Origin of the sequence: Spiribacter curvatus (assembly GCF_000485905.1) — a bacterium.
Taxonomy (GTDB): domain Bacteria; phylum Pseudomonadota; class Gammaproteobacteria; order Nitrococcales; family Nitrococcaceae; genus Spiribacter; species Spiribacter curvatus.
In genome coordinates this window covers 1-23228 of the sequence record NC_022664.1, presented here as the reverse complement: position 1 = coordinate 23228, position 23228 = coordinate 1, and the positions used below count along the sequence as shown (strand labels likewise).

General features: G+C 64.7%; 21 protein-coding genes. 11 read left to right on the top strand and 10 right to left on the bottom strand.

Annotated elements, in window-relative coordinates; translation table 11 throughout:
• Nucleotides 1-7 precede the first annotated feature (7 nt).
• Genes SPICUR_RS00105 through ubiB form a run of 4 tightly spaced genes read left to right on the top strand, consistent with a single transcriptional unit; the run spans nucleotide 8 to nucleotide 3429 of the window.
• Entirely contained in the window at nucleotides 8-400 is a 393-nt protein-coding gene (locus tag SPICUR_RS00105) for a gamma-butyrobetaine hydroxylase family protein (protein WP_023364776.1), read from the top strand.
• Entirely contained in the window at nucleotides 397-1161 is a 765-nt protein-coding gene (ubiE, locus tag SPICUR_RS00100; RefSeq protein WP_023364774.1) for a bifunctional demethylmenaquinone methyltransferase/2-methoxy-6-polyprenyl-1,4-benzoquinol methylase UbiE, read from the top strand. Before SPICUR_RS00105 ends, ubiE begins: the two co-directional genes overlap by 4 nt.
• Nucleotides 1151-1762 (top strand): ubiquinone biosynthesis accessory factor UbiJ, encoded by a 612-nt coding sequence (locus SPICUR_RS00095; protein WP_023364772.1) that lies wholly within the window; start codon nucleotides 1151-1153, stop codon nucleotides 1760-1762. The genes ubiE and SPICUR_RS00095 overlap by 11 nt, the downstream gene beginning before the upstream one ends.
• Nucleotides 1759-3429, top strand: a complete 1671-nt coding sequence (ubiB, locus tag SPICUR_RS00090; RefSeq protein WP_023364770.1) for a ubiquinone biosynthesis regulatory protein kinase UbiB — start codon at nucleotides 1759-1761, stop codon at nucleotides 3427-3429. The genes SPICUR_RS00095 and ubiB overlap by 4 nt, the downstream gene beginning before the upstream one ends.
• Here the strand turns inward: ubiB and SPICUR_RS00085 are convergent.
• The gene (locus tag SPICUR_RS00085) at nucleotides 3426-4709 is read right to left on the bottom strand and encodes a S41 family peptidase (RefSeq protein ID WP_148291352.1); all 1284 of its coding nucleotides are present in this window, start codon (nucleotides 4707-4709) and stop codon (nucleotides 3426-3428) included. The genes ubiB and SPICUR_RS00085 overlap by 4 nt on opposite strands.
• Before the next feature lie 10 nt (nucleotides 4710-4719).
• Complete coding sequence (locus SPICUR_RS00080; RefSeq protein WP_077176279.1) at nucleotides 4720-5868, bottom strand: murein hydrolase activator EnvC family protein; 1149 nt, start codon at nucleotides 5866-5868, stop codon at nucleotides 4720-4722.
• Nucleotides 5869-5929: 61 nt separating this feature from the next.
• Here SPICUR_RS00080 and SPICUR_RS00075 point away from each other — a divergent pair, with 61 nt between their 5' ends.
• The 3 genes from SPICUR_RS00075 to SPICUR_RS00065 are packed head-to-tail and all read left to right on the top strand — an operon-like array spanning nucleotide 5930 to nucleotide 7934.
• Nucleotides 5930-6358 (top strand): rhodanese-like domain-containing protein, encoded by a 429-nt coding sequence (locus tag SPICUR_RS00075; RefSeq protein ID WP_023364764.1) that lies wholly within the window; start codon nucleotides 5930-5932, stop codon nucleotides 6356-6358.
• Nucleotides 6359-6394: 36 nt separating this feature from the next.
• Nucleotides 6395-6922, top strand: a complete 528-nt coding sequence (gene secB / locus SPICUR_RS00070) for a protein-export chaperone SecB (protein ID WP_023364762.1) — start codon at nucleotides 6395-6397, stop codon at nucleotides 6920-6922.
• A 4-nt stretch (nucleotides 6923-6926) separates the two neighbouring features.
• A complete protein-coding gene (locus SPICUR_RS00065; protein WP_023364760.1) occupies nucleotides 6927-7934 on the top strand; it encodes an NAD(P)H-dependent glycerol-3-phosphate dehydrogenase in 1008 nt (335 codons plus the stop codon).
• Nucleotide 7935: 1 nt separating this feature from the next.
• Here the strand turns inward: SPICUR_RS00065 and SPICUR_RS00060 are convergent, their stop codons facing one another.
• The 4 genes from SPICUR_RS00060 to glnA all read right to left on the bottom strand — a co-directional run bounded on the left by SPICUR_RS00060 (nucleotide 7936) and on the right by glnA (nucleotide 12372).
• A complete protein-coding gene (locus SPICUR_RS00060) occupies nucleotides 7936-8409 on the bottom strand; it encodes a tRNA (cytidine(34)-2'-O)-methyltransferase (RefSeq protein ID WP_041381907.1) in 474 nt (157 codons plus the stop codon).
• Between the two features lie 12 nt (nucleotides 8410-8421).
• Complete coding sequence (gene ntrC / locus SPICUR_RS00055; RefSeq protein WP_023364756.1) at nucleotides 8422-9825, bottom strand: nitrogen regulation protein NR(I); 1404 nt, start codon at nucleotides 9823-9825, stop codon at nucleotides 8422-8424.
• The gene (gene glnL / locus SPICUR_RS00050) at nucleotides 9825-10880 is read right to left on the bottom strand and encodes a nitrogen regulation protein NR(II) (RefSeq protein WP_023364755.1); all 1056 of its coding nucleotides are present in this window, start codon (nucleotides 10878-10880) and stop codon (nucleotides 9825-9827) included. Before glnL ends, ntrC begins: the two co-directional genes overlap by 1 nt.
• A 76-nt stretch (nucleotides 10881-10956) precedes the next feature.
• Nucleotides 10957-12372 (bottom strand): glutamate--ammonia ligase, encoded by a 1416-nt coding sequence (gene glnA, locus SPICUR_RS00045; RefSeq protein ID WP_041381515.1) that lies wholly within the window; start codon nucleotides 12370-12372, stop codon nucleotides 10957-10959.
• A 253-nt stretch (nucleotides 12373-12625) separates the two neighbouring features.
• Here glnA and glyQ point away from each other — a divergent pair, with 253 nt between their 5' ends.
• Genes glyQ through SPICUR_RS00025 form a run of 4 tightly spaced genes read left to right on the top strand, consistent with a single transcriptional unit; the run spans nucleotide 12626 to nucleotide 16913 of the window.
• Complete coding sequence (gene glyQ / locus SPICUR_RS00040) at nucleotides 12626-13531, top strand: glycine--tRNA ligase subunit alpha (protein WP_023364751.1); 906 nt, start codon at nucleotides 12626-12628, stop codon at nucleotides 13529-13531.
• Entirely contained in the window at nucleotides 13528-15618 is a 2091-nt protein-coding gene (glyS, locus tag SPICUR_RS00035; protein WP_023364749.1) for a glycine--tRNA ligase subunit beta, read from the top strand. Before glyQ ends, glyS begins: the two co-directional genes overlap by 4 nt.
• 3 nt (nucleotides 15619-15621) lie before the next feature.
• The gene (gene gmhB / locus SPICUR_RS00030; RefSeq protein WP_023364747.1) at nucleotides 15622-16155 is read left to right on the top strand and encodes a D-glycero-beta-D-manno-heptose 1,7-bisphosphate 7-phosphatase; all 534 of its coding nucleotides are present in this window, start codon (nucleotides 15622-15624) and stop codon (nucleotides 16153-16155) included.
• Nucleotides 16152-16913, top strand: a complete 762-nt coding sequence (locus SPICUR_RS00025) for a lysophospholipid acyltransferase family protein (RefSeq protein WP_023364745.1) — start codon at nucleotides 16152-16154, stop codon at nucleotides 16911-16913. The genes gmhB and SPICUR_RS00025 overlap by 4 nt, the downstream gene beginning before the upstream one ends.
• Here SPICUR_RS00025 and gyrB read toward each other — a convergent pair.
• From gyrB to dnaA, 4 genes are all read right to left on the bottom strand, one after another.
• Nucleotides 16894-19311, bottom strand: coding sequence for a DNA topoisomerase (ATP-hydrolyzing) subunit B (gene gyrB, locus SPICUR_RS00020; protein ID WP_041381512.1), 2418 nt, complete (start codon nucleotides 19309-19311; stop codon nucleotides 16894-16896). The two genes, SPICUR_RS00025 and gyrB, sit on opposite strands and share 20 nt — an antisense overlap.
• Nucleotides 19312-19376: 65 nt before the next feature.
• Nucleotides 19377-20468, bottom strand: a complete 1092-nt coding sequence (recF, locus tag SPICUR_RS00015; RefSeq protein ID WP_023364741.1) for a DNA replication/repair protein RecF — start codon at nucleotides 20466-20468, stop codon at nucleotides 19377-19379.
• Between the two features lie 2 nt (nucleotides 20469-20470).
• Nucleotides 20471-21571, bottom strand: a complete 1101-nt coding sequence (gene dnaN, locus SPICUR_RS00010) for a DNA polymerase III subunit beta (RefSeq protein ID WP_023364739.1) — start codon at nucleotides 21569-21571, stop codon at nucleotides 20471-20473.
• A gap of 216 nt (nucleotides 21572-21787) precedes the next feature.
• Complete coding sequence (gene dnaA / locus SPICUR_RS00005; protein ID WP_023364737.1) at nucleotides 21788-23128, bottom strand: chromosomal replication initiator protein DnaA; 1341 nt, start codon at nucleotides 23126-23128, stop codon at nucleotides 21788-21790.
• Nucleotides 23129-23228 lie beyond the last annotated feature (100 nt).

Genomic DNA, 23228 nt, shown 5'->3' with positions numbered 1-23228 from the left:
GGTCGCCATGAAACGCCCCGAGCGCCGGGATACCGGCCGCGTCCCCACGCAGATCCATCTCCACCGTCAGTCCCGGACCCTGTCGGTCACCTTCGATGACGGCTGCCACTTCGACCTGGGCGCGGAGTATCTCCGGGTCCACTCGCCGTCGGCGGAGGTGCGCGGCCATGGTCCGGGGCAGGCGATCCTGCAGGTGGGCAAGGAAGCGGTGGGTATCGAGCGCATCGAACCGGTGGGACAGTACGCGCTGCGTCTGCATTTTGACGACGGTCATAACACCGGTCTCTATTCCTGGGATCTGCTCTATGACCTGGGCGAGAATGCCGCCGCCTACTGGCAGGACTACCTCGATTCACTGGCCGCCGCCGGTGTTCGGCGCGATGCGGGAGACAGCGCATGACAGAATCCGAACCGATCCATCAGGACGAGACGCATTTCGGCTATCAACGGGTGCCGGTCGCAGAGAAGGCCCGCCGCGTGGGCGAGGTATTCAGCTCCGTGGCCAGCCGCTACGACGTCATGAACGACCTGATGTCGGTGGGGCTGCATCGACTCTGGAAGCGCCAGGCTCTGCGCCTGATCAACGCCCGGCCCGGTCAGCGGGTCCTGGATCTGGCCGCGGGAACCGGCGATCTGGCCGAGGGCATGGCCGGGCAGGTCGGCCCGTCCGGCCAGGTCATTGTCTCTGACATTAATCCAGCCATGCTCGAGACCGGCCGCGACCGGCTGCTGAACGAGGGCGTCACCGGTCAGCTCGATTATGTGATCGCTGATGCCGAGCAGCTGCCGTTCCCGTCGCGATCCTTCGATCGCATCAGCATCGGCTTCGGCCTGCGCAACGTCACCCGTATCCCGGCGGCGCTGAAGGCCATGCGCGAGGCGCTTCGACCCGGCGGGCAGGTCGTCATACTCGAGTTCTCGTCGCTCTATCTGCGCCCCCTGCAGCCGGTCTACGACCTCTACTCCTTCCGCATGCTGCCGCTGATGGGGCATTTCGTGGCGCAGGACGCCGACAGCTATCGCTATCTTGCCGAGTCGATCCGCCAGCATCCCGACCAGGAGACACTGAAAGCCATGATGGAGACCGCGGGCTTCGAGGATGTCGATTACATCAATCTGAGCGGAGGGGTGGTCGCGCTCCACCACGGCCATGTCTACTGAGTGGCTGCCGCTGGGACTGATCGAGACCGGCATCAACCGGATCCTGCAGCTGGATCCGGTCACACCCGAGCGCCTCGCGCCGCTTGACGGCCGCGAGCTGGGACTGCGTCTGACCGAACCAGCGGTGGCGCTGCGGGTCGCGTTCAGCGAGGCGGAACTCACTCTCATCAATGATGCGACCGACATGAACGACTGCGATGTCGTACTCGAGGCCTCACTCGCCGGCCTGACCGGGCTGATCCTGTCGCGCGGCCGACGCAGCCGTGATGTCTCATTCCGCGGCGATATCGGCACCATTCAAGAGGTGCGCACGCTGTTCAGTGAGCTCGATGTCGACCTCGAGGCGCAGCTGGCGCAATTAGTCGGCGAGGCGGGTGCCGCCCGAATGGCCACCGGCCTGCGTGAGGGCAGTCACTGGAGTCGCCGCAGTGCCGACACCCTGCTGCGCAACGCCGTCGAGCTCGCCACCGAGGAACGCCGCTGGCTGCCCACCGCCATCGAGGTACGGCACTTTCTGGCGGACGTCGATCACGTCCGCGAGGATGTCGATCGCCTCGACGCCCGACTGCGACGCCTCGAGCGCCGCGGGGGGCAGTCATGATCCGACGCGCACGACTGCTGCTCCGCCTGGCACAGATCAATATCGTGCTACTGCGCCATGGCCTCGACGAGGTGCTGTTCGCGACCCGCTGGTTCCGGCCATTCCGCTTCCTGCGCGTATTCATGCCCTGGACCTGGTTCGAGCGCCGTCAGCGCCCGCGGGGCGAGCGGATCCGCACGGCGCTGGAGGACCTCGGCCCGATCTTTGTGAAGTTCGGTCAGATCATCTCCACCCGCCGTGACCTGCTGCCCCCGGATATCGCCGCCGAGCTCGCCCGGTTGCAGGACCGTGTGCCGCCGTTCCCGGGTGAGGAGGCACGCGCCATCATCGAGGCGGAGTATCAGCAGCCGGTGGATGCCTGGTTCGCGCACTTCGATATCGAGCCGATGGCCTCCGCCTCCATTGCCCAGGTACACGCGGCCCGGCTGCATGACGGCCACGATGTGGTCGTGAAGGTCGTCCGCCCCGGCATTGAGCAGGCCATCACCCGCGATCTCGGGGTGTTGTATCTATTCGCGCGGCTCGCCCAGCGCTACTGGTCCGAGGGTTTCCGTCTGCGGCCGGTGGAAGTGATCCGCGAATTCGACAATACCCTGCACGACGAGCTCGATCTGATGCGCGAGGCAGCGAACGCCACGCAGCTGAAGCGCAACTTCCGCGATTCCGATCTGCTCTATGTCCCTGAGGTTCACTGGTCCGGCACCCATCGCCGGGTGATGGTCATGGAGCGCATCCATGGCCTGCAGATCAGCGACATCGAGGGGCTCCATCGGGCCGGCGTCGACATGAAGGTGCTTGCCGAACGCGGCACCGAGATCTTTTTCACGCAGGTATTCCGGGACAGCTTCTTCCACGCCGACATGCACCCCGGCAACGTCTTCGTCGATGTCCGCGACCCCGCCAATCCCCGCTACGTGGCCGTGGATTTCGGCATCATGGGCTCGCTCAATCCGGTCGATCACCGCTACCTCGCGGACAACTTCATGGCGTTCTTCAATCGCGACTACCGCCGGGTTGCCGAGCTGCATGTGGAATCGGGCTGGGTGCCGGCGGATACCCGCATCGATGAGTTCGAGAGCGCCATGCGCACGGTCTGCGAGCCCATCTTCGAGCGGCCGCTGGGCGAGATCTCACTGGGTGCGCTCCTCATGCGGCTGTTCCAGACCGGACGCCGCTTCGATATGGAAATCCAGCCCCAGCTGGTACTGCTCCAGAAAACGCTGCTGGCGATTGAGGGGCTGGGCCGTCAGCTCTACCCGGAGCTCGATCTCTGGGATACTGGCAAGCCCTATCTAGAGCGCTGGATGCGCGATCAGGTCGGACCCGGTGCCTTCCTCAAAAAGGCCCGGCAGGAACTCCCCCACATGGCCGAGACCCTGCCCACCCTGCCACGTCGCATCGACGAGGCCCTCGGCGAGGTCGGCCGGAGCCGTGCACAACTCGTCGAACAGCAGCACCAGCTCACCGCCATGCGCCGGGAGATCCGCCAGAGCGGCCGGCGCAGCTTTGCCACGGGCGTCGGCGCGGCGCTGGTGGTCTCGGCGTTCATCGTCGCTGCGCTCGACGGTCGCAGCCCCACCATGCTGGGCGAGGCGCCGCTGGTGAGCTGGATCGTCGGCAGCCTCGGGGTCGTGATCTGGATCGCCGCCTGGCCGCGCAACGACTAGTTGCCGAGGATCGTCAGCCCCTTGAGCAGGTTCAGCGCCTCGGCGAGGGCATAATCCTCGGTGGCCAGCGCAGACGCCGGCGCATCCGCCGATGACCCGCCCGCATCGCCATCGGCGCGCAGATGCCGGGGCAGATCCGACTCGCGCAACCGGGCCGGATCGCCCTCGACGTCACTGACCCGCAGATTGGTCACCTCGACGTCCGGCTGGATACCCTCGGCCTGGATGGAACGGCCGCTCGGCGTGTAATAACGGGCGGTGGTGAGCTTGACCGCATCGCCGTTGCGCAGCGGCAGGATCGTCTGTACCGACCCCTTACCAAACGTGGGCTCACCCATGATCACCGCCCGCTGATGATCCTGCAGGGCGCCGGCGACAATCTCCGCCGCCGAAGCCGAGCCGGCATTCACCAGCACCACCAGCGGCGCGCCGTTCAGGGTATCGTTCGGGGTTGCCGTAAACGCATCCCGCGAGCGCTCGATCCGACCACTGGTGGAAACGACCTGGCCGCGGCTGAGGAAGGCATCCGTCACCGCGACCGCGGCATCGAGCACGCCACCGGGATTATTGCGCAGATCCAGCACCAGCCCGTCGAGCGGGCCGACCTCATGGGTGAGCTGATCAACCGCCTCGAGCACATCCTCGCCGGTCCGGGCCTGGAACTGGCTGATCCGCAGATAACCGAAACGATCCTCGAGCACCCGGGCGCGGACGCTGTCGACCTGGATCACCGCCCGCTCCAGGGTGACCTCGATCGGGCCATCCGCGCCGTCGCGGAGAATGCCCAGCGTCACGGATGTCCCGGTCTCACCGCGCATGCGCTCCACCGCCGCCTGCAGGTCGAGGCCCTTCACCGGCTGGCCGTCGATACGCATGATCAGATCACCGGGCCGGATGTCCGCGTCCTCCGCCGGCGTACCGTCGATGGGCGCGATGACCTTGATCAGGCCATCCTCGGTGCCGACCTCCAGTCCCAGACCACCGAACTCGCCGCGGGTCCCCTCCTGGAGCCGCTGATACGCCGACTCATCGAGGTAGGCCGAGTGCGGGTCGAGCCCCGAGAGCATGCCGCGAATGGCGTTCTGGATCAGTCGCTCATCATCGACCGATTCGACATAGTCACGCTGGATACGCTCATAGACCTCGGTGAAACGCTGCAGCTCCTCCAGCGGCAGATCGTCTCTGGCCGTCGACTGTGCCGTCACGGTCTGGATATTGGCGAGCAGCAGCGCGATCAGCACCCCGGCTGTCAGCCCCTGTAGCAGTCCGGGTATCCGCATCATTCCACCCTCAACCCTGATTGTCCCGCGACCGTAGCCACACCAGTGGATCCACTGGCCTGCCCTCGGCGCGCAGTTCGAAATAAAGCGCCGGCTCGGCGCGCCCGCCGCTACGGCCGACGGTTGCAATGACATCACTCGCCGTCACCCGATCGCCGACATCGACATAGAGCGCTTCATTGCGCCCGTAAAGACTGAGGTAGCCCTCGCCGTGATCAATAATGAGCAGCAAACCCAGGCCACGCAACCAGTCGGCGAACACCACCTGTCCCGGCGCCACCGGCCTGACCGGATCGCCGGATTCACCACCAATGAGCAGTCCGGTCCAGTCCAGATCACCGGCTCGTTCACTGCCATAGCGCGCCAGTAGCGGCCCCTGATGGGGCCATGCCAGCGCGCCGGTGGCCATCTCGGCGCCCTGCGTCGGCGCCGGGCCCGTGGATGCCAGCCGCTCGCGCAGATCCTCGATCAACCCGTTCAGCGTCGCCGCCTCTTCCCGGCGGGCAGCGAGCCGGGCGTCGCGATCACGGATCCGGCCGCGGATCTCATCCAGCAGGGCATCGCGTTCGGCCAGATCGGCCTGGAGTTCACCCAACCGGGTCTGGCGCCTGTCGCGGTCGGCCCGCTGGGCTGCCAGCGCCGACTCGCGCTCGGCGCGCCGATCGCCAAGCCGACGGATCGCTGCCTCGGCTTCCCGGACCTGCTCGCTGCGGGCGCCCGCCAGCACCTGTTGATAGACCAGCAGCCGCTGCAGACGGGCGGGGTCGTCGGCGTTCAGGACCAGCCGCAGGGCCGCCGTGTCGCCCTGGCGGTGCGTCGCCCGCAGGCTCTCCGCCAGCCGCTCGCGGAGCGCCTCGCTGCGCCGCGACTGCGTGGCAATGGCCGACTCCAGCTCGGCGATCCGCTGGTGGCGCTTGCGGATCTGTTCATCGAGCGCACTGAGCGCCTGACGCTCGCGGCCGATCCGCTGCTCGAGCTCGCTCAGTTCCGCCTCCAGCCCCCCGGCGCGTTCCCGGTCCTGCGCGATGCGTGACTGCAGCTCACCGATCTGCTCGCGCAGGGTCTCGAGGCGAGCCTCGCGTGATGCCAGCTCATCGCTCTGGCCCAGCACGATGGCGCTCGGCAACATCACACAGATGGCAAGGAGGCATCGGATCATCGGTATGGCGTCTCGACTGGTATACTCTGCGGCCCAATACGCATCCTAACAGCGCCGGGTCATGGATAGAGTCATAGAGTTCAGCACCAATCACCCACTGCTCATCGCATCGCTGCTCGCCGTGCTGGCGGCGCTGATCGCCAATGAGTATCTGAGTTACCGGCGCAGCCGTCAGGCCGTCGATACCGCCGAGGCCACCCGGTTGTACAACCAGGACGCCGCGGTATTCGTCGACATCCGCGACGAGAACGCCTACCAGGGCAGCCATCTGCCCGCGGCCATCAATCTGCCGATGGCCTATATCGACAAGCGTCAGGATCGGCTGAAACGCTTCAGCAACCGCACCATCGTCGTCTACTGCGATAACGGCCAGCGCAGCCTCAAGGCCATTCAGGCCCTCGAGGCCCAGGGCTGGTCCGACGTCAGACAGCTGCGCGGTGGGATCAACGCCTGGCGTGAGGCGAGCCTTCCCACGGAAGGCCGCGGCTGACCCCCCCATTATTGATACCGACTCGAGGGAGACAGAATGGCCGAATCAACGAACGCAGACGCCAGCGGCGCCAATGGTCAGGCCGCCGGCGAGAACGCCAACCCGCAGCAGTTCACCATCCAGAAGATCTATCTCAAGGACAGTTCGGTGGAGACCCCCGGCGCGCCTGAGGTTTTCACCCAGTCATGGAAGCCCGAAGCCAAGGTCGAGCTGAACACACGGCGCAGCACCATCGGTGAGGGCCTCTACGAGGTCGTGCTCACGGTCACCGTGACCGCCACTGTGGAAGAGCGCACCGCCTATCTCTGCGAGGTCCACCAGGCGGGGCTATTCACCGTGGCCGGGTTCGAGGACAACGCCACCGATCAGCTGCTCGGCGCCTATTGCCCGGGCGTGCTCTTCGCCTACGCCCGTGAGGCGGTCAGTGACCTGACCGGCAAGGCCGGATTCCCGCCCATGACCCTCTCACCGGTCAACTTCGACGCCCTCTACGCCCGTCAGCGCCAGCAGGAAGCGGCCGGCGCCGAGGCGACCGGCGGCGAGGAAACCGACACCGCGGGCTGAGGCGATGGCGGACTACGCGGTGCTGGGCGCCGGCTCGTGGGGCACGGCGCTTGCCCTGGTGCTGGCGCGAAGCGGCCACGACGTCCGCCTGTGGGCCCATGATCCTGACATGGCACGGACCATGGCGGCGACCGGTTACAATCCCCGCCATCTGACCGATATCCGGCTCCCGGAGACGGTCCGGCCGACCGTTGATCTGGCCGCCAGTGTTGCCACCGCCACGACCGTCCTGGTCGCGGTCCCCAGTCATGCCTTCGCCACGACAATGCGGGCCCTCGCGCCGGCCATTGCCGCGGACACCCCGGTGGTATGGGCCACCAAGGGACTCGACAACGCCGGCGGCGGACTGCTCCACGATGTGGCAGCGGCAGCGCTGCCGGACCACCCGCTGGCGGCACTGTCCGGTCCCAGCTTTGCGGGGGAAGTGGCCCACGGTCTGCCGACCGCGATCGTGCTTGCCTGCCAGGATCGGGCCGTGGGCAACCGGCTCTGCGCCGATTTCCACGATGAGCGCTTCCGTGTCTACCTGAGCGATGATCTGATCGGTGTCGGGCTTGGTGGTGCCGTCAAGAACATCCTCGCCATTGCCACCGGCATCGCCGATGGCCTGGGGTTCGGCGCCAATGCCCGCAGTGGGCTGGTCACCCGCGGGCTCGCCGAAGTCCGTCGGCTGGGGGCCGCACTCGGCGCCGACGACCGCACGCTCACGGGGCTTGCCGGGCTCGGCGATCTGATGCTCACCTGCACCGACGATCAGTCGCGGAACCGCCGGATGGGGCTCGCGCTGGGCCGCGGGGCATCCATCGACACGGCAACCGCCCAGATCGGGGCCGTGGTGGAGGGTGTCCGCACCGCCACCGAGGTGGGCGGGCTGGCACGGCGGCTGGGCGTGGATATGCCGATCTGCGCGGCGGTCGAATCGATCATCACCACCGGGCGCTCACCCATGAGCGCGGCAGAGGCCCTCATGGAGCGCCGCCCCGGCGCGGAGTTTGATGATCGCCTGAGCTGATTCAATCGATCCCGACGCTACCGGCGAAGTCAATCTGCCGCCAGGCCTCATAGACCGTCACGGCCACACTGTTGGAGAGGTTGAGGCTGCGATTGCCGGGCTGCATGGGCAACCGCAGTCGTCGCTCCGTAGGGATCTGTGCCATGACCGCGTCCGGGAGCCCGGCGGTCTCGCTGCCAAAGAGCAGCGCGTCGTCGGGCTGATAGGCCGGTCGATCGAAGCGGACCTGGCCACCGGTGGTCAGCGCCCAGACCCGGTTCGGCGCCACGGCGTCGAGAAACGCCGCAAAATCATCATGCACCCGCATCGCCGTGAATTCATGATAGTCCAGACCGGCGCGGCGCATCCGCCGGTCGTCGAGTCCGAACCCGAGCGGCCGGATCAGATGCAGCGGCGCGCCGCTGTTGGCGCAGAGCCGGATCACATTGCCGGCGTTAGGCGGAATCTCGGGACGGTGGAGGACAACATGGGGCAGCATGGCCGGTGATTATACCCGCATCTGCAGATCCCGGATCTTGCGTGTGAGGGTGTTGCGGCCCCAGCCGAGCAGCCTTGCGGCATCCTGACGTCGACCCCCGGTACGTCGCAGCGCCGCCTCGATCAGGACCCGGTCAACGCGACCATGAGCGGCGGCCAGGGCACCATCGCTCTGGCTCTCCGCCTGCTGATCGGCCCAACGCGCCAGGGCGCTCTCCCAATCCGCCGCGCCACTGGCTGGCACCGGCTCATCGACACCGGCGAGCTCCGGCGGCAGGTCCTCCATCTGCACCGTGCGACCACTGGCCATGACCGTCAGCCAGCGGCAGGTATTCTCCAGCTCGCGGACATTGCCGGGCCAGGGCAGCGCCTGCATCCGCTGCTCGACAGCCGGCGCAAGCTGCTTGGGTTCGACATTGAGCTCACGAGCGGCACGGCGCAGGAAATGATCCGCCAGTGACGGGATATCCGCCTGGCGCTCACGCAGCGCCGGGCAGTGAATGCGAATAACGTTCAGACGGTGGAACAGATCCTCGCGGAAACGCCCCTCCGCCACCAGGTGATCGAGGTTCTGATGGGTTGCGGCGATGATGCGTACATCCACCCGCATCGGCGTATGGGCACCCACCCGATAGAACTCGCCGTCCGCCAGCACGCGCAGCAGCCGGGTCTGGAGTTCGGCGGGCATGTCACCGATTTCATCGAGGAACAGCGTGCCCCCATTGGCCTGCTCGAAACGGCCACGCCGGACCTGGTGGGCGCCGGTAAACGCGCCCTTCTCATGACCGAACAGCTCAGACTCCATCAGATCGCGTGGAATCGCGGCCATATTGAGGGCGATGAACGGCTTCTCCGCCCGTGGACTATGGCGATGCAGCGAGCCCGCCACCAGCTCTTTGCCGGTCCCCGATTCGCCGTTGATCAGCACGGTGATATTGGAGCGCGACAGACGGCCGATGGCACGGAACACCTCCTGCATCGCCGGCGCCTCGCCGATGATCTCCGGCATCTCGCCGCCGGGATCGGCCGCCGGCGCACTGCTGCGGACCGCCGCGGCCGCCCGGCGGACCAGATCGATGGCCTCCTCGACATCGAAGGGCTTGGGCAAGTATTCGAACGCGCCACCCTCATAGGCGGACACCGCCGCGTCGAGATCGGAATGGGCGGTCATGACGATCACCGGCAGCTCGGCGTCGAACGCATTGACCCGCTTCATCAGCGTCAGCCCATCGAGCCGCGGCATGCGTATATCGGTGATCAGTACATCCGGCGCGCCGTCACCCATCGCCGCCAGCGCCGCCTCACCGGATTCGAAGTCCACCGCCTGCATGCCATCCCGCTCCAGCGCCTTTTTCAGGACCCACCGGATCGAGCGGTCATCATCGATAATCCATACATTGATTGCGTCATCCATCAGGCATCCTCCAGCGGTAACCAGACGGTGAAGACGGTGTGCCCGGGCTCGCTGGTGCACTCAATCAGCCCGCCATGCTGATTCACCAGGTTCTGGGCAATCGGCAGGCCAATACCGCTGCCCTCCGCCCGTCCCGTCACCATCGGGTAGAAAATCTGATCCTGCATCGCCGGGGAGATCCCCGGTCCGTTATCAATCACCTCGATCCGCGCCACCAGCCGGTGCTGACGCTCACCAATCGTGAAACGCCGCTGGGTGCGGGTCTGCAGCGTGATCCGGCCCCTCTCGCCGACCGCCTGCAGGGCATTGCGCACCAGATTGAGCAGCGCCTGGATCAGCTGGTCGCTGGCTGCCGCCATCACCGGAATGCTCGGATCGTAGTCACGATGGATCTCCACTCCCTCGGGGGCCTCGACGACCGCCAGACTGCGGACATGCTCGAGGACCTCGTGGAGGTTCGTGGGCGAGTGCTCGATCCGTGAATCGGGCCCGAGCAGGCCGTTGACCAACGTCCGTAGCCGATCGGCCTCGCTGATGATGATGCGGGTGTACTCGCGCTGGTCATCATCATCGAGCTCCGAATCCAGCAGCTGCGCCGCGCCACGCAGCCCACCCAGCGGGTTCTTGATCTCGTGGGCCAGACCCCGGATGAGCTCCCTGATCGCCTGGTTCTGCGCGATCAGCCGGTTCTCGCGGGAGATGCGCAGATGGCGATCGAGCTGCTCGAACTCCAGCAACAGCGTCTCGGTCTGATCGAGCGGCGTGATCGCGCAGTCCACCGTAATGGTGCGGTCCGGCCCAAGGCTGAGGCGCATCTCCCGCTCGGTATAACTCGCCGCCTGGGCAAAGGCCTGCTCAATCGGTTCCTCGAGAACCGCCAGGGCCGGGACGACCTGCGTGAACCGCTCGCCCAGCGCCTGCCGACTGCTCATATGCAGGAGCGATTCCGCTGCCGCGTTCATGCGAACGATCCGGCGCCCGGCGTCGATCACCACCACGGCACGGGTGAGGTTATCGAGGATTCCGCAGGCATCGATTGTCGCGGCATTCGTCATCGTCGCCCTCGATTGAAGAAAAAAACCCCCGCAGGTGCGGGGGTCTTTGATCGAACATCGTCACAGTGCGAGCGGATCAGACGCTGTAGTAGAGGTTGAACTCAATCGGATGCGTCGTCATCCGCAGCTGCTGGACGTCCTCGCGCTTGATATCGATGTAGCCATCAATGGCGTCGTCGCTGAAGACACCGCCCACCTTCAGGAACTCGCGATCCTTGTCGAGCGCGTCCAGCGCCTCCTCCAGCGAGAAGGCCACCTTGGGAATATCCGCCTCTTCCTCGGGCGGAAGGTCGTAGAGATCCTTGTCCATGGCATCACCGGGGTGGATCTTGTTCTGGATCCCGTCGAGACCGGCCATCAGCATCGCCGCAAAGCACAGGTACGGGTTGGCGGTGCTGTCCGGGAAGCGCAGCTCGATGCGCCGGGCCTTGGGATTGGCCACCCACGGGATCCGCACGGATGCGGAGCGATTACGGGCCGAGTAGGCCAGCAACACCGGCGCCTCGAAGCCCGGGACCAGCCGCTTGTAGCTATTGGTCGAGGCGTTGGCGAAGGCGTTGATCGCCCGGGCATGCTTGATCAGCCCGCCGATGTAGTAGAGCGCCGTCTCGGACAGCCCCCCGTACTGATCGCCGGCAAACAGCATCTCGCCAGTCTTGCCGATGGACTGATGGACGTGCATCCCGCTGCCATTATCACCCACGACCGGCTTGGGCATGAACGTGGCGGTCTTGCCGTAGGCGGCGGCGACGTTGTGCACGACGTACTTGAGGGTCTGCACCTCATCGGCCTTCCTCACCAGGGTGTTGAAGCCCACGCCGATCTCGCACTGCCCGGCGGTGGCCACTTCGTGATGATGCACCTCGGTGGTCATGCCGACGTCGGTCAGGCACTCGAGCATCGCCGAGCGCATGTCGTGGAGGCTGTCCACCGGGGGCACCGGGAAGTAACCGCCCTTCACGCCCGGACGGTGGCCCATGTTGCCATCGGGATAGACCTTCTCGGTGTTCCAGTCCGCTTCCTCGGAGTCGATCTTGTAGAACGAGCCGCTCATGTTGGTGCCATAGCGCACGTCATCGAACACGAAGAACTCGTTCTCGGGCCCGAAGTAGGCGACATCACCAATGCCGGTGGACTGCAGATAGGCCTCGGCGCGCTGGGCGATGGAGCGCGGGTCACGGCCATAACCCTGCATGGTGTTGGGCTCGATGATCTGGCAGACCAGCGTGAGGGTCATGTCGTCGAAGAACGGATCGAGCATGGCGGTATCGGCATCGGGCATGAGAATCATGTCCGACTCGTTGATGCCCTTCCAACCATCGATCGAGGATCCGTCAAACATCTTCCCCTCGGCAAAGAGATCCGCATCCACGGCGTGGGCCGGCAGTGTGACGTGCTGCTGCTTGCCCTTGGGGTCGGTGAAGCGCAGATCCACAAAGCGGACCTCGTTGTCCTTAATCATTGCAAGAACGTCGTCGGCGGTTTGAGCCATCGTTTGGCCTCCAGTCGTATCCGTTAAAAAGTCCCCCGGGGAGAAGCATTTTCCGTGCCAATCCGTCAGAGCGCACCAAATCGGGCCCCAATATGACCAATACGGGGCACCAGTCGGGGTGCATGCACCACTCTAACGCGTTTGCCTGATCAAGCGCACCAAACCCGTGCAATCAGTGGCGGAGCGCGGCCTGACAGGGGTGGCGTGGCCGGGCTATACTTTCGGCCTTTCGCCGTTTCGCTGGAGAGCCTCCATGACCTTTCAGGCGCTGATTCTTGCGCTGCAGAAATACTGGGCCGACCGCGGCTGTGTGCTGATGCAGCCCCTCGACATGGAAGTCGGTGCCGGGACCTTCCATCCCGCGACCTTCCTGCGGTCGATCGGCCCGGAGCCCTGGCGCGCCGCATATGTCCAGCCATCCCGGCGGCCCACTGACGGCCGCTATGGCGAGAACCCCAACCGCCTGCAGCACTACTACCAGTTCCAGGTCGCGCTCAAGCCCTCGCCGGCGGACATCCAGGAGCAGTACCTGGGATCGCTGGAGGCGCTCGGCATTGACCCGCTGGTCCATGACATCCGCTTTGTCGAGGACAACTGGGAGTCGCCCACGCTGGGCGCATGGGGGCTCGGCTGGGAGGTCTGGCTCAACGGCATGGAGATCACCCAGTTCACCTATTTCCAGCAGGCCGGCGGCCTCGACTGCCGGCCGGTGATGGGCGAGATCACCTATGGTCTGGAGCGGATCGCGATGTATCTCCAGGAGGTGGAGAGCGTGTTCGACCTGGTCTGGAGCGAGGGCGTCGACGGACCCGTCACCTACGGCGATGTCTACCTGCAGAACGAGCGTGAGCAGTCCCGCTACAACTTCGAGGAAGCCGATGTCGGGAGCCTTTTCACGCAATTCGACACCTGCGAGCGCGAGGCGCTGAGGCTTGTTGACCAGGGGCTGGCCCTCCCGGCCTATGAGATGACCATGAAGGCCTCCCATGCCTTCAATATGCTCGATGCCCGGCACGCCATCTCGGTGACCGAGCGGCAGGGCTACATCCTGCGTGTCCGCACCATGGCCCGGGCGTCGGCCCGCGCCTATTACGACTCGCGTGAAGCACTCGGCTTCCCGCTGTGTCCGACGACCGAGTCCAGACGGGGTGCGGCATGAGCAGTGATACCGCGACGCTGCTCTTCGAACTGGGCATGGAGGAGCTACCGCCCGGCGCCCTGGACGATCTCAGTGATCGCCTCGCCACTGCAGTGGCGGGCGGTCTCGAGCGTGCCGGTGTCGAATACACGACGTGCCGGGCGTTGGGTGCGCCCCGCCGCCTCGCCGTCCAGATCGAGGCGGTCGCGCGTCGCCAGCCCGACCGCGACTTCGAGCGCCGTGGGCCCGCGCTGGCCGTGGCCTATGACGATAGTGGTGCACCAACCCGTGCCGCCGAGGGCTTCGCCCGCTCCTGCGGCGTTAACGTCAATCAGCTAGAGACCCTGGAGACCGACGAGGGGGCCTGGCTCGCGCATCGTGGTACCGAATCCGGCCGCGACACGCGGGAGCTGCTGCCCGGCATCATCGAGCATGCCCTGAGCCATCTGCCGATTCCCAAGCGAATGCGCTGGGGCGATCAGACCAGCGAATTCGTCCGCCCGGTGCACTGGGTGGTGCTCATGCTCGATGAAGCGGTCGTCCCGGTGACCGTGTTCGGCGTCGACAGCGGCCGGGAAAGCCGCGGTCACCGCTTCCATCACCCGGCCCCGGTGGTGCTTGCCCATGCCCATGACTACACGGCGGCGATGCGCGATGCCCATGTCCTCGTCGATCGCACGGATCGGCGGGATCATATCCTCGAGGGCGTGCGTGCCGAAGGCGAGCGTATCGGTGGTCATGCAGTGATCGATCCGGCGCTGCTCAATGAGGTCAATGCCCTGGTGGAATGGCCGGTGGTGCTGTCGGGAAGCTTCGACGAGGCCTTCCTGCGCGTCCCGCCGGAGGCACTGATCTCGAGCATGGAGGGTCACCAGCGCTACTTCCCGGTGCGTGACGCGGATGGCCACCTGCTGCCGCGGTTCATCACCGTCGCCAACATCGACAGTCGCGATCCGGCCCGGGTGGTCGCCGGCAATGAGCGGGTCATCCGGCCACGGCTTGCCGATGCAGCGTTCTTCTGGGATCAGGATCGGGCCCGGACCCTGGAGTCGCGCCTTCCGGCCCTCGAGCAGGTCGTATTCCAGAAACAGCTCGGCAGCCTGGCGGATAAATCGGCACGAGTCGCGGATCTCGCCGCCCGTTATGCCGAGCGCTTTGAGACCGATCCCGAGCAGGCACGACGCGCCGGGCGGCTGGCGAAGGCCGATCTGGTCACGGAGATGGTCGATGAATTCCCCGAGCTACAGGGAGTCATGGGCCGCTACTACGCCACCGAGGACGGCGAAGCGCCGGCGGTGGCGATTGCCCTCGATGAAATCTATCAACCCCGGTTCGCCGCCGACGCCATTGCCGCCTCGCCGTTGGGCCGGCTGCTGGCTGTCGCCGAACGCGCCGATACCCTCACCGGGATCTTTGCCATCGGCAAGGCGCCCACCGGCGCGAAGGATCCGTTCGCGCTGCGACGCGCGGCGGTCGGGTTACTCCGCAGCCTCATCGAGGGGGAGCACCCGATCGATCTGACCGCTCTGCTTGAAGATGCGGCCGCCCACCAGCCGGCGGAGCTCAATGCCGGTGCACAGGTTCAGCCACTGGTCGAATTCTGTCTCGAACGACTGCGTGGGCTCTACCATGAGGCGGGCTATGGCGCCGAGCTCTTCGAGGCAGTCCGCTCGGTCCACGCGCCCGATGCCCTCGAGCCGCTGGATTTTGACCGCCGGCTGCGGGCCTGCCACGACTTCGCCCGGCTGCCCGCCGCAGGCAGCCTCGCCGGCGCCAATAAGCGCATCCGCAATATCCTTCGTAAGGCCGACCGGACACCACCGGCGCATATCGATACCGACCGCCTGGTTGAGCCGGCCGAGCAGGCGTTGAATACCGCCATGGCGGCGCGCGCCCCGGCGGTGGAGGCACTGATCGCGCAGGGTGGTTACAGCGAGGCCCTTGCAAAGCTCGCTGAGCTGCGTGAGCCGATCGATCGGTTTTTCGATGGGGTGATGGTCATGAGCGATGACGCTGCCATACAGATGAACCGCCTGGCGCTGCTACAGCGCCTCCAGCAGCTGTTCCTGGCGATCGCTGACGTTTCGGCGCTGCCGGAGTCCAGCTGAGCGGTGCGCGCTGGCTGCGTACTCCTCGACCGGGATGGCGTCATCAATGAAGACGCCGACAGCTATATCCTCAGTGTCGCGGCGTTCCAGCCGATCGCCGGCAGCCTTGAGGCGATCGCGCGTCTGACCGCGGCCGGGATTCCGGTCGCAGTCTGTACCAATCAGTCGGCCCTTGCCCGCGGCATGCTCACCAACGATTGCCTCGCCGCTATTCACCGGCACCTGCAGACCGCCGTCTCGGACGCCGGTGGCGCACTGGCGGGGATCTTTTTCTGCCCGCATGGCCCGGGCGAGGGCTGTCACTGCCGCAAGCCCGCACCGGGGCTCATTCACCAGGCCTTGCATCAGCTCGACTGCAGGGCTGAAGACACCATCCTGATTGGCGACAGCCAGCGCGATATCGACGCCGCTGCACGCGCCGGCGTCTCGGCGTGGCTGGTCCGTACCGGCAACGGTCAGCGCACTGAGGCGCAACAGACCGGCGATGTGCCGGTTTACGACGATCTGGCCGCTGCTGTGGAGACACTGCTCTCATGAGTCCGTCGACGCAGGATTCGACCGCGCCACGCGGCAGCCTCATCCGGGGCCTCCTGTTCCGGATCGGCCTTGTGGTGACGGTGGTGATCTGGGCCACGCTGAGTGTCCCGAGCTTTCCCCTGCCGCTGCGCTGGCGGTACTGGTGGATCACCCGCTGGTGCCGCATTGTCGCGTTGATGGTTCGCTACATCGGTGGAATCCGTTTGCAAATCAATGGCTTGGATAATCTACCGAAGGATCCGGGGGTGATGCTGGCAAAGCACCAGAGCGCCTGGGAGACCCTCAATCTATTGCCCTGGTTCTACCCGCAGAGCTGGGTGCTCAAGCGTGAGCTGCTGAAAATCCCGGTGTTTGGATGGGGACTCGCCCGGCTCGATCCCATCGCTATCGATCGCAACGCCGGGCGTGAGGCACTGCGCCAGGTCATCCGGCAGGGTACCGCCAGACTCGCCCAGGGCCACTGGGTCGTCATTTTCCCGGAGGGAACACGGATGGATCCTGGACAGCGCGGTCGATATCAGCAGGGCGGTGCGTTACTGGCCTGCCAGGCCGGGGTGAATGTGACGCCAGTGGCACACAATGCGGGTGAACACTGGCCGCGCCAGGGCGTTCGACTGACGCCGGGGGTCATCACTGTGGAGATCGGCCCCACGATCCATACCGCCGGTCGGACACCGGCCGCCGTGAACCGCGAGGCCGAGGAGTGGATCGAATCGGCGATGGAGCGGCTGACCGATCCTAGATATCGAGGTTGCTGACCTGCAGCGCATTCTTCTCGATGAATGCACGGCGGGGCTCGACATGATCCCCCATCAGTGTGGTGAAGATATCATCAGCGCCGACCACGTCCTCGATCTTCACCTGCAGCAGTCGGCGGGTTTCCGGGTCCATCGTGGTCTCCCAGAGCTGATCGGGATTCATCTCGCCAAGCCCCTTGTAGCGCTGCACTGACAGGCCGCGCTTGCCCTCGTCCATCAGCCATTCCACCGCCGTCCGGAAGTCGGTCACCGTCTGACGACGCTCGCCCCGGCGGATTTCGGCTCCCTCACCGATCAGCGTTTCCAGCGACTCGGCAAGCCGGCGGATGCTCTCGTACTCGCGGGACAGGAAGAATGCCGCCGGGAATGAGTGGGGATAGAGGATCCCGTGCATCCGCTTGGTGATCACAGCGTCCTGGAAGCCGCCGTCGGGCCCGATCTGGACCCGGACGCGGTACTCGGTACCGGTGGGCAGCCCCTTATTGATCTGCTCGCCGAGCGCCTCGAACCAGCCCTGCAACGCCTCGCCATCGCTCAGGTTATCCTCATTGAGCGGTGGCCGGTCCACCATCGCCCGCAGAATCACCGGATCCGAGCGCCGGCCGAGGTGATCGATCATCTCCATGGTATCGAGGTACTGGCGGATCAGCTTCTCCAGCGCCTCGGGACCAATCAGCGGGGCCTCGCTGGATGGCAGCAGACTGGCACCGGACAGGGAGAGCTGGAGCAGATAGTTGGTCAGCTCCCGCTCGTCTTTGACGTAGTGCTCCTGCTTGCCGCGACGGACCTTATAGAGCGGTGGTTGGGCAATATAGATATGCCCCCGCTCCACCAGCGTCGACATCTGCCGGTAGAAGAATGTCAGCAGCAGCGTGCGGATATGCGATCCATCCACATCGGCGTCGGTCATGATGATGATCCGGTGGTAGCGAAGCTTCTCCGGTTCGAACTCCTCGCGGCCGATCCCGCAGCCGAGGGCCGTGATGAGTGTTCCGACCTCGGCCGATGACAGCATTTTGTCAAAGCGCGCCTTCTCGACGTTAAGGATCTTCCCCTTGAGCGGCAGGATCGCCTGCGTCCGCCGGTCCCGGCCCTGTTTGGCCGAGCCGCCGGCGGAGTCGCCCTCGACCAGGTAGAGCTCCGAGCGGCTGGGATCCTTTTCCTGGCAATCCGCCAGCTTTCCGGGTAGACCCGCGACATCGAGCGCCCCCTTGCGGCGGGTCATCTCCCGCGCCTTGCGAGCGGCATCGCGGGCTCGGGAGGCGTCCACGACTTTCTCAACAATCGCCCGGGCGTCATTGGGATGCTCGTAGAGAAAGGCGTGCAGCGCTTCCGATAGCGTTGACTCGACGACTCCCTTCACCTCGGAAGACACCAGTTTTTCCTTGGTCTGCGACGAGAACTTCGGATCCGGCACTTTCACCGAGATCACCGCAGTCAGGCCTTCGCGGATATCGTCGCCGCTGGGCGTCACCTTGAGCTTCTTACTGTAGCCCTCGGTATCCATGTACTGGTTGATGGTCCGCGTCAGCGCCCCACGGAAGCCCGCCATATGGCTGCCACCATCCTTCTGCGGGATGTTGTTCGTGAAACAGAAGATCGCCTCCTGATAGGAGTCGCTCCACTGCATCGCCACTTCCACAAGGATATCGTCACGCTTGGTGCTGAGGAAGAAGACCGCCGGGTGGAGGGGCGTCTTGTTCTTGTTCAGATGCTCGACAAAGGCGCGGATGCCACCGGCGTATTCGAATGCATCCTCACGCTCGCTCTTTTCGTCCTTGAGGACGATCCGCACGCCGGGGCTGAGGAACGACAGCTCGCGGAAACGCTTCGCAAGGATGTCGTAGTTGAAATCGATATTGGTGAAGACATCAGCGCTGGGATGGAAGGTGATCCGCGTCCCAGTCTCCTCGGTCTCCCCCGCCAGCTTGAGCGGTGCCACCGGCTCGCCCTCGCGGTACTCCTGCATATACAGCTTGCCCGCCTTGTTGACGACGAGCCGCAGGTGGTCCGAAAGGGCGTTCACCACGGACACACCCACGCCGTGGAGACCACCGGATACCTTGTAGGAATTGTTGTCGAATTTTCCGCCGGCATGAAGGACGGTCATGATGACCTCGGCGGCCGAGCGACCTTCCTCCGGATGGATATCGACGGGGATACCGCGACCGTTATCGCGCACAGACACCGATTGATCACCGTGGAGGATGACCTCGATCTCGGTACAGTATCCGCCCAGGGCCTCATCGACGGCATTATCGACGACCTCGAAGACCATATGATGCAGTCCGGTCCCGTCATCGGTATCGCCGATGTACATCCCGGGACGCTTACGGACGGCGTCCAGTCCACGAAGGACCTTGATTTGGGAAGAATCGTATTCGCTGTTTGCGCTCATCGGATGACCTTTTCGAACAAGGCCTTAAGTATAACCGATATCGGCAAGGAACAGGCGGGTTTGGGTTATCCGTCCGTCGTCGAGATCCCACCATGTTCCACGTGGAACCATCGGGCATCACCGGCCACCGGGAGCAGGTCGCCCTCGATCGCCGTCAGGAATACCTGGGCGCCGCTGGCCTCCAGCCGGTGAACAAGGTCGGCACGATGGCCACGATCCAGCTCGGCCGGCAGGTCATCGACAAGCATCACGGGTCGCTGGGTCGACGCGGCGGACCAATAACCGATCAAGGCCAGCTTGATGGCCGCCACCAGTAGCTTTTGCTGGCCACGACTGAGGAATGTCGTCGCCTCGACGCCATTGGTGATGACCCGAAAATCGGCCCGGTGCGGACCATGGAGGCTGAACCCCTGGGTGATCTCCTGACCGCGGGCATCCGCAAGAATGGTGCCCAAGGCTTCGCCGGCACGCCAACCGGATCGATAGCGCCAGTCCAGCGTCACGTCGGGCAGCCACTCATGCGCCACCGACAGCGCCGCTGGGATGACCGCGTCCAGAAACCGGCGACGGCGTGCATCGACGGACTCGGCGGCCTCGACCATATCCGGCTCCCAGGCCGATGCAAGGCGGTGATCCCCTGATCGAAGTGCCGCGTTCCGCTGCCGCAGCGCGCGTTGATAGCGACGCCACTCATCGCGATAGAGAGGTTCCACGTGGAACACCCCCCAATTCAGGAAGCCACGCCGAACCGCTGGCCCATCCGTCAGTAGCCGCTGCGCCTCGGTATTGAGCACCTGCAGCGGCAACAGCCACGCCGATTCGGAGAGCACCGTGACATCACGTCCATCCAACCGAACCCGCGTCTCGCCCTGCCCATGCTGCACCCCAAGGCGATGAACGCTGCCATGGGCGCTGATCCGACCACTGACCAGCGCTTCCGACTCACCACTGCGGATCAGCCGTGCCGTGCGATGGGTGATGAAGCTGCGGGAACGGGCGAGAAAGTGGACCGCTTCCAGGAGGCTGGTCTTACCCGCCGCATTCGCCCCCTGGAAAACATTGAGCTGATGATGGGGGTCAATCGACCCCGCCTCCAGATGTCGGACGGATTGCCAGCGAAAGTGGATGAGGCCACCCGCACCCGCTGACGTATCCATCCCTAGAGGCGCATCGGCATGACGACGTAGCGGGCGTCGCGCATGGTCTCGCCCAGGATCAGCGCACTGCTGTTCGCATCACGCACATGCAGATGAACGGTCTTCTCATCGATCGCCGCGAGCGCATCCAGCATATAGCTGGCGTTGAAACCAATCTCCATCGCCTCGCCACTGAAACTGGCCGGGACCTGCTCCTCGGCCTCCTCCTGCTCGGGATTATTGGACTGGATCCGAAGCTGATCGCCCTCAAACCCGAACCGGACTCCCCGATATTTCTCATTGGAGAGGATTGATGCCCGCACAAGGGCCTTGCGCAGCGTCTCGCGGTCAACCACCGCAAAGCTGCCCTCTTCCTCAGGAATGACCCGCTGGTAATCCGGGAAACGACCGTCGATGAGCTTCGAGGTGAACCGGATCCCCGCCAGGGTGACCTGGACGTGGCCCGCCCCCAGATCAATCTCCACCGGTTCCTCATCGTCATCGAGCAGCCGCAGCATCTCCTGCACCCCCTTGCGGGGAACGATAACCTGCGCCGCTTCGCCGAGCGAGTCAGCTGAGGACACTGCCGCGAGCGCCAGGCGGTGACCGTCTGTTGCCACTGCCCGTAAGTGCTGCGGTTCAAGCTCGATCAGGAGCCCATTGAGGTAGTAACGAACGTCCTGAAGGGCCATCGCGAAGTGCGTCTTCTCGATCAGCCACCGAAGCTGCGATTGCGGCAGGGCGAATCGATGCGAGGGCTGTACGTCGTCGGCGGTCGGGAAATCATCCGCCGGCAACGTCGCGAGCGAAAACCGGCTCGGGCCGGCTTTCACGATGATCCGGTCCTGCTCCTGCTTGAGATGCAGGGTCACGTCATCCGGCAGGTTGCGCACGATATCCATCAGCTTGCGGGCCGGGACGGTCACACGACCCGGCTGTCCGCCCTCAAGCGCGGAATCGGTCTTTAGCTCCACCTCCAGATCGGTCGCCGTCAGGCAGAGTCGATCCTCGGTTTTCTCAATCAGCACATTGGCAAGAATCGGCAGTGTCTGGCGTCGCTCAACCACACCGATGATTGATTGCAGCGGTCGGAGGAGGGTTTCCCGTTCGGTCTGGAATTCCATGATCTGTCTCGTTCTTCTCTTATTATAAGAGTGTGTATTAAAGACTGTTGTAGTGACAAGGCACGCGCCAGTCGGTGGATAAGTGATTCAAGCGATTGATTTTATTTGGATTAATACAACTCATATCCTGTTCACGGCAATGTCCGTGACCGGGGATGGAAGCTGCACAACCTGTGGACAGAATCAGTCCTTATTTCTGCCCACCGGTTATCCACATCATGATGACAGGGTTCTCGACAGGTTGTGATAGTCCTCATCGAACCGCGCATCCGATTCCCTCAGCGTCTGTACCTTGCGGCAGGCGTGCAGCACCGTGGTGTGATCCCTGCCGCCGAAGGCGTCACCGATCTCAGGCAGGCTGTGACTGGTCAATTCCTTGGAAAGCGCCATCGCCATCTGTCGGGGACGGGCGATGGACCGGCTCCGCCGCTTGGAGAGTAGATCCGAGACACGGACCTTGTAGTACTCAGCGACGGTTTTCTGGATGTTCTCCGTTGTGACCAGCTTGTCCTGGAGCGCGAGCAGGTCCCGCAGGGCGGATTTGGCGAAATCGACAGTGATGGCGGCGCCCGTGAAGTGGGCATTCGCCATCACCCGGCGCAACGCCCCCTCGAGTTCACGGATATTCGAGCGAATGCGCTTCGCGATGAAAAACGCGACCTCCGGCGGCATATCAATGCCTGCCTGATCCGCCTTGCTCAGCAGGATCGCGACCCGGGTCTCGAGCTCCGGGGGATCGATGGCGATGGTCAGTCCCCAGCCGAAGCGCGACTTCAGCCGCTCCTCAAGGCCATTGATTTCCTTGGGATAGCGGTCACAGCTCATCACCACCTGCTGGTGTCCCTCGAGCAGCGCATTGAAGGTATGAAAGAACTCCTCCTGAGAGCGTTCTTTGCCCGCGAAGAACTGGATATCGTCGATGAGCAACGCATCGACGCCGCGGTAATGGCGCTTGAATTCATTGATGGCGTTGTGTTGCAGGGCCTTGATCATGTCGGCGACGAAGCGCTCGGAGTGCAGATACAGCACCCGTGCATCGGGGCGGGCATTCATGAGCGCGTTACCGATCGCGTGCATCAGATGCGTTTTGCCCAGCCCCACGCCGCCATAGATGAACAGCGGGTTATAGGCCTGTCCCGGATTATCGACGACCTGAAGGCTGGCGGCGCGGGCGAGCTGGTTGGACTTACCCTCGACGAAGCTGTCGAAGGTGAAATCCCGATTGAGGTTGGCATTGTGGGGCGTGGACGCCGGCGCACTGGTGCGTGCCCGTGACTCGCGCTCCTCCGCGGCCGGTGCCCGGGGCGCCGATGGCTGGACGCCGATCTCCATGATCAGCTGCGGCGGCGCATCTGGATACTGACTCGCCAGCAGCTCCTCGATGCGCGTTGAGAAATGCTCCCGGACCCAGTCGAGGACGAATCGGTTCGGCGCAAACAGCCGGAGCTGGTTACCCTGCTCCTCGGCCTGCAGGGGGCGTATCCAGGTATTCAGCTGTTGATCGGGGAGTTCTTTCTCCAGCCGCTGCAGGCAGCCCTTCCAGAGTGATTCGGACAAGAGTGTGCTTCCTCAAGATCGTAGAGAGACCGCATCGAGTCTATCGTCTGGCCTGATCGTGTACCAGCAAGGCGCTGGTCGACGCGACGGGCGGAATTGA

Bases quoted from the DNA above. Each gene is read 5' to 3' on its own strand.
- SPICUR_RS00105 (WP_023364776.1), top strand. From the start codon at position 8: ATGAAACGCCCCGAGCGCCGGGATACCGGCCGCGTCCCCACGCAGATC.
- ubiE (WP_023364774.1), top strand. From the start codon at position 397: ATGACAGAATCCGAACCGATCCATCAGGACGAGACGCATTTCGGCTAT.
- SPICUR_RS00095 (WP_023364772.1), top strand. From the start codon at position 1,151: ATGTCTACTGAGTGGCTGCCGCTGGGACTGATCGAGACCGGCATCAAC.
- ubiB (WP_023364770.1), top strand. From the start codon at position 1,759: ATGATCCGACGCGCACGACTGCTGCTCCGCCTGGCACAGATCAATATC.
- SPICUR_RS00085 (WP_148291352.1), bottom strand. From the start codon at position 4,709: ATGCGGATACCCGGACTGCTACAGGGGCTGACAGCCGGGGTGCTGATC.
- SPICUR_RS00080 (WP_077176279.1), bottom strand. From the start codon at position 5,868: ATGATCCGATGCCTCCTTGCCATCTGTGTGATGTTGCCGAGCGCCATC.
- SPICUR_RS00075 (WP_023364764.1), top strand. From the start codon at position 5,930: ATGGATAGAGTCATAGAGTTCAGCACCAATCACCCACTGCTCATCGCA.
- secB (WP_023364762.1), top strand. From the start codon at position 6,395: ATGGCCGAATCAACGAACGCAGACGCCAGCGGCGCCAATGGTCAGGCC.
- SPICUR_RS00065 (WP_023364760.1), top strand. From the start codon at position 6,927: ATGGCGGACTACGCGGTGCTGGGCGCCGGCTCGTGGGGCACGGCGCTT.
- ntrC (WP_023364756.1), bottom strand. From the start codon at position 9,825: ATGGATGACGCAATCAATGTATGGATTATCGATGATGACCGCTCGATC.
- glnL (WP_023364755.1), bottom strand. From the start codon at position 10,880: ATGACGAATGCCGCGACAATCGATGCCTGCGGAATCCTCGATAACCTC.
- glnA (WP_041381515.1), bottom strand. From the start codon at position 12,372: ATGGCTCAAACCGCCGACGACGTTCTTGCAATGATTAAGGACAACGAG.
- glyQ (WP_023364751.1), top strand. From the start codon at position 12,626: ATGACCTTTCAGGCGCTGATTCTTGCGCTGCAGAAATACTGGGCCGAC.
- glyS (WP_023364749.1), top strand. From the start codon at position 13,528: ATGAGCAGTGATACCGCGACGCTGCTCTTCGAACTGGGCATGGAGGAG.
- SPICUR_RS00025 (WP_023364745.1), top strand. From the start codon at position 16,152: ATGAGTCCGTCGACGCAGGATTCGACCGCGCCACGCGGCAGCCTCATC.
- gyrB (WP_041381512.1), bottom strand. From the start codon at position 19,311: ATGAGCGCAAACAGCGAATACGATTCTTCCCAAATCAAGGTCCTTCGT.
- recF (WP_023364741.1), bottom strand. From the start codon at position 20,468: ATGGATACGTCAGCGGGTGCGGGTGGCCTCATCCACTTTCGCTGGCAA.
- dnaN (WP_023364739.1), bottom strand. From the start codon at position 21,571: ATGGAATTCCAGACCGAACGGGAAACCCTCCTCCGACCGCTGCAATCA.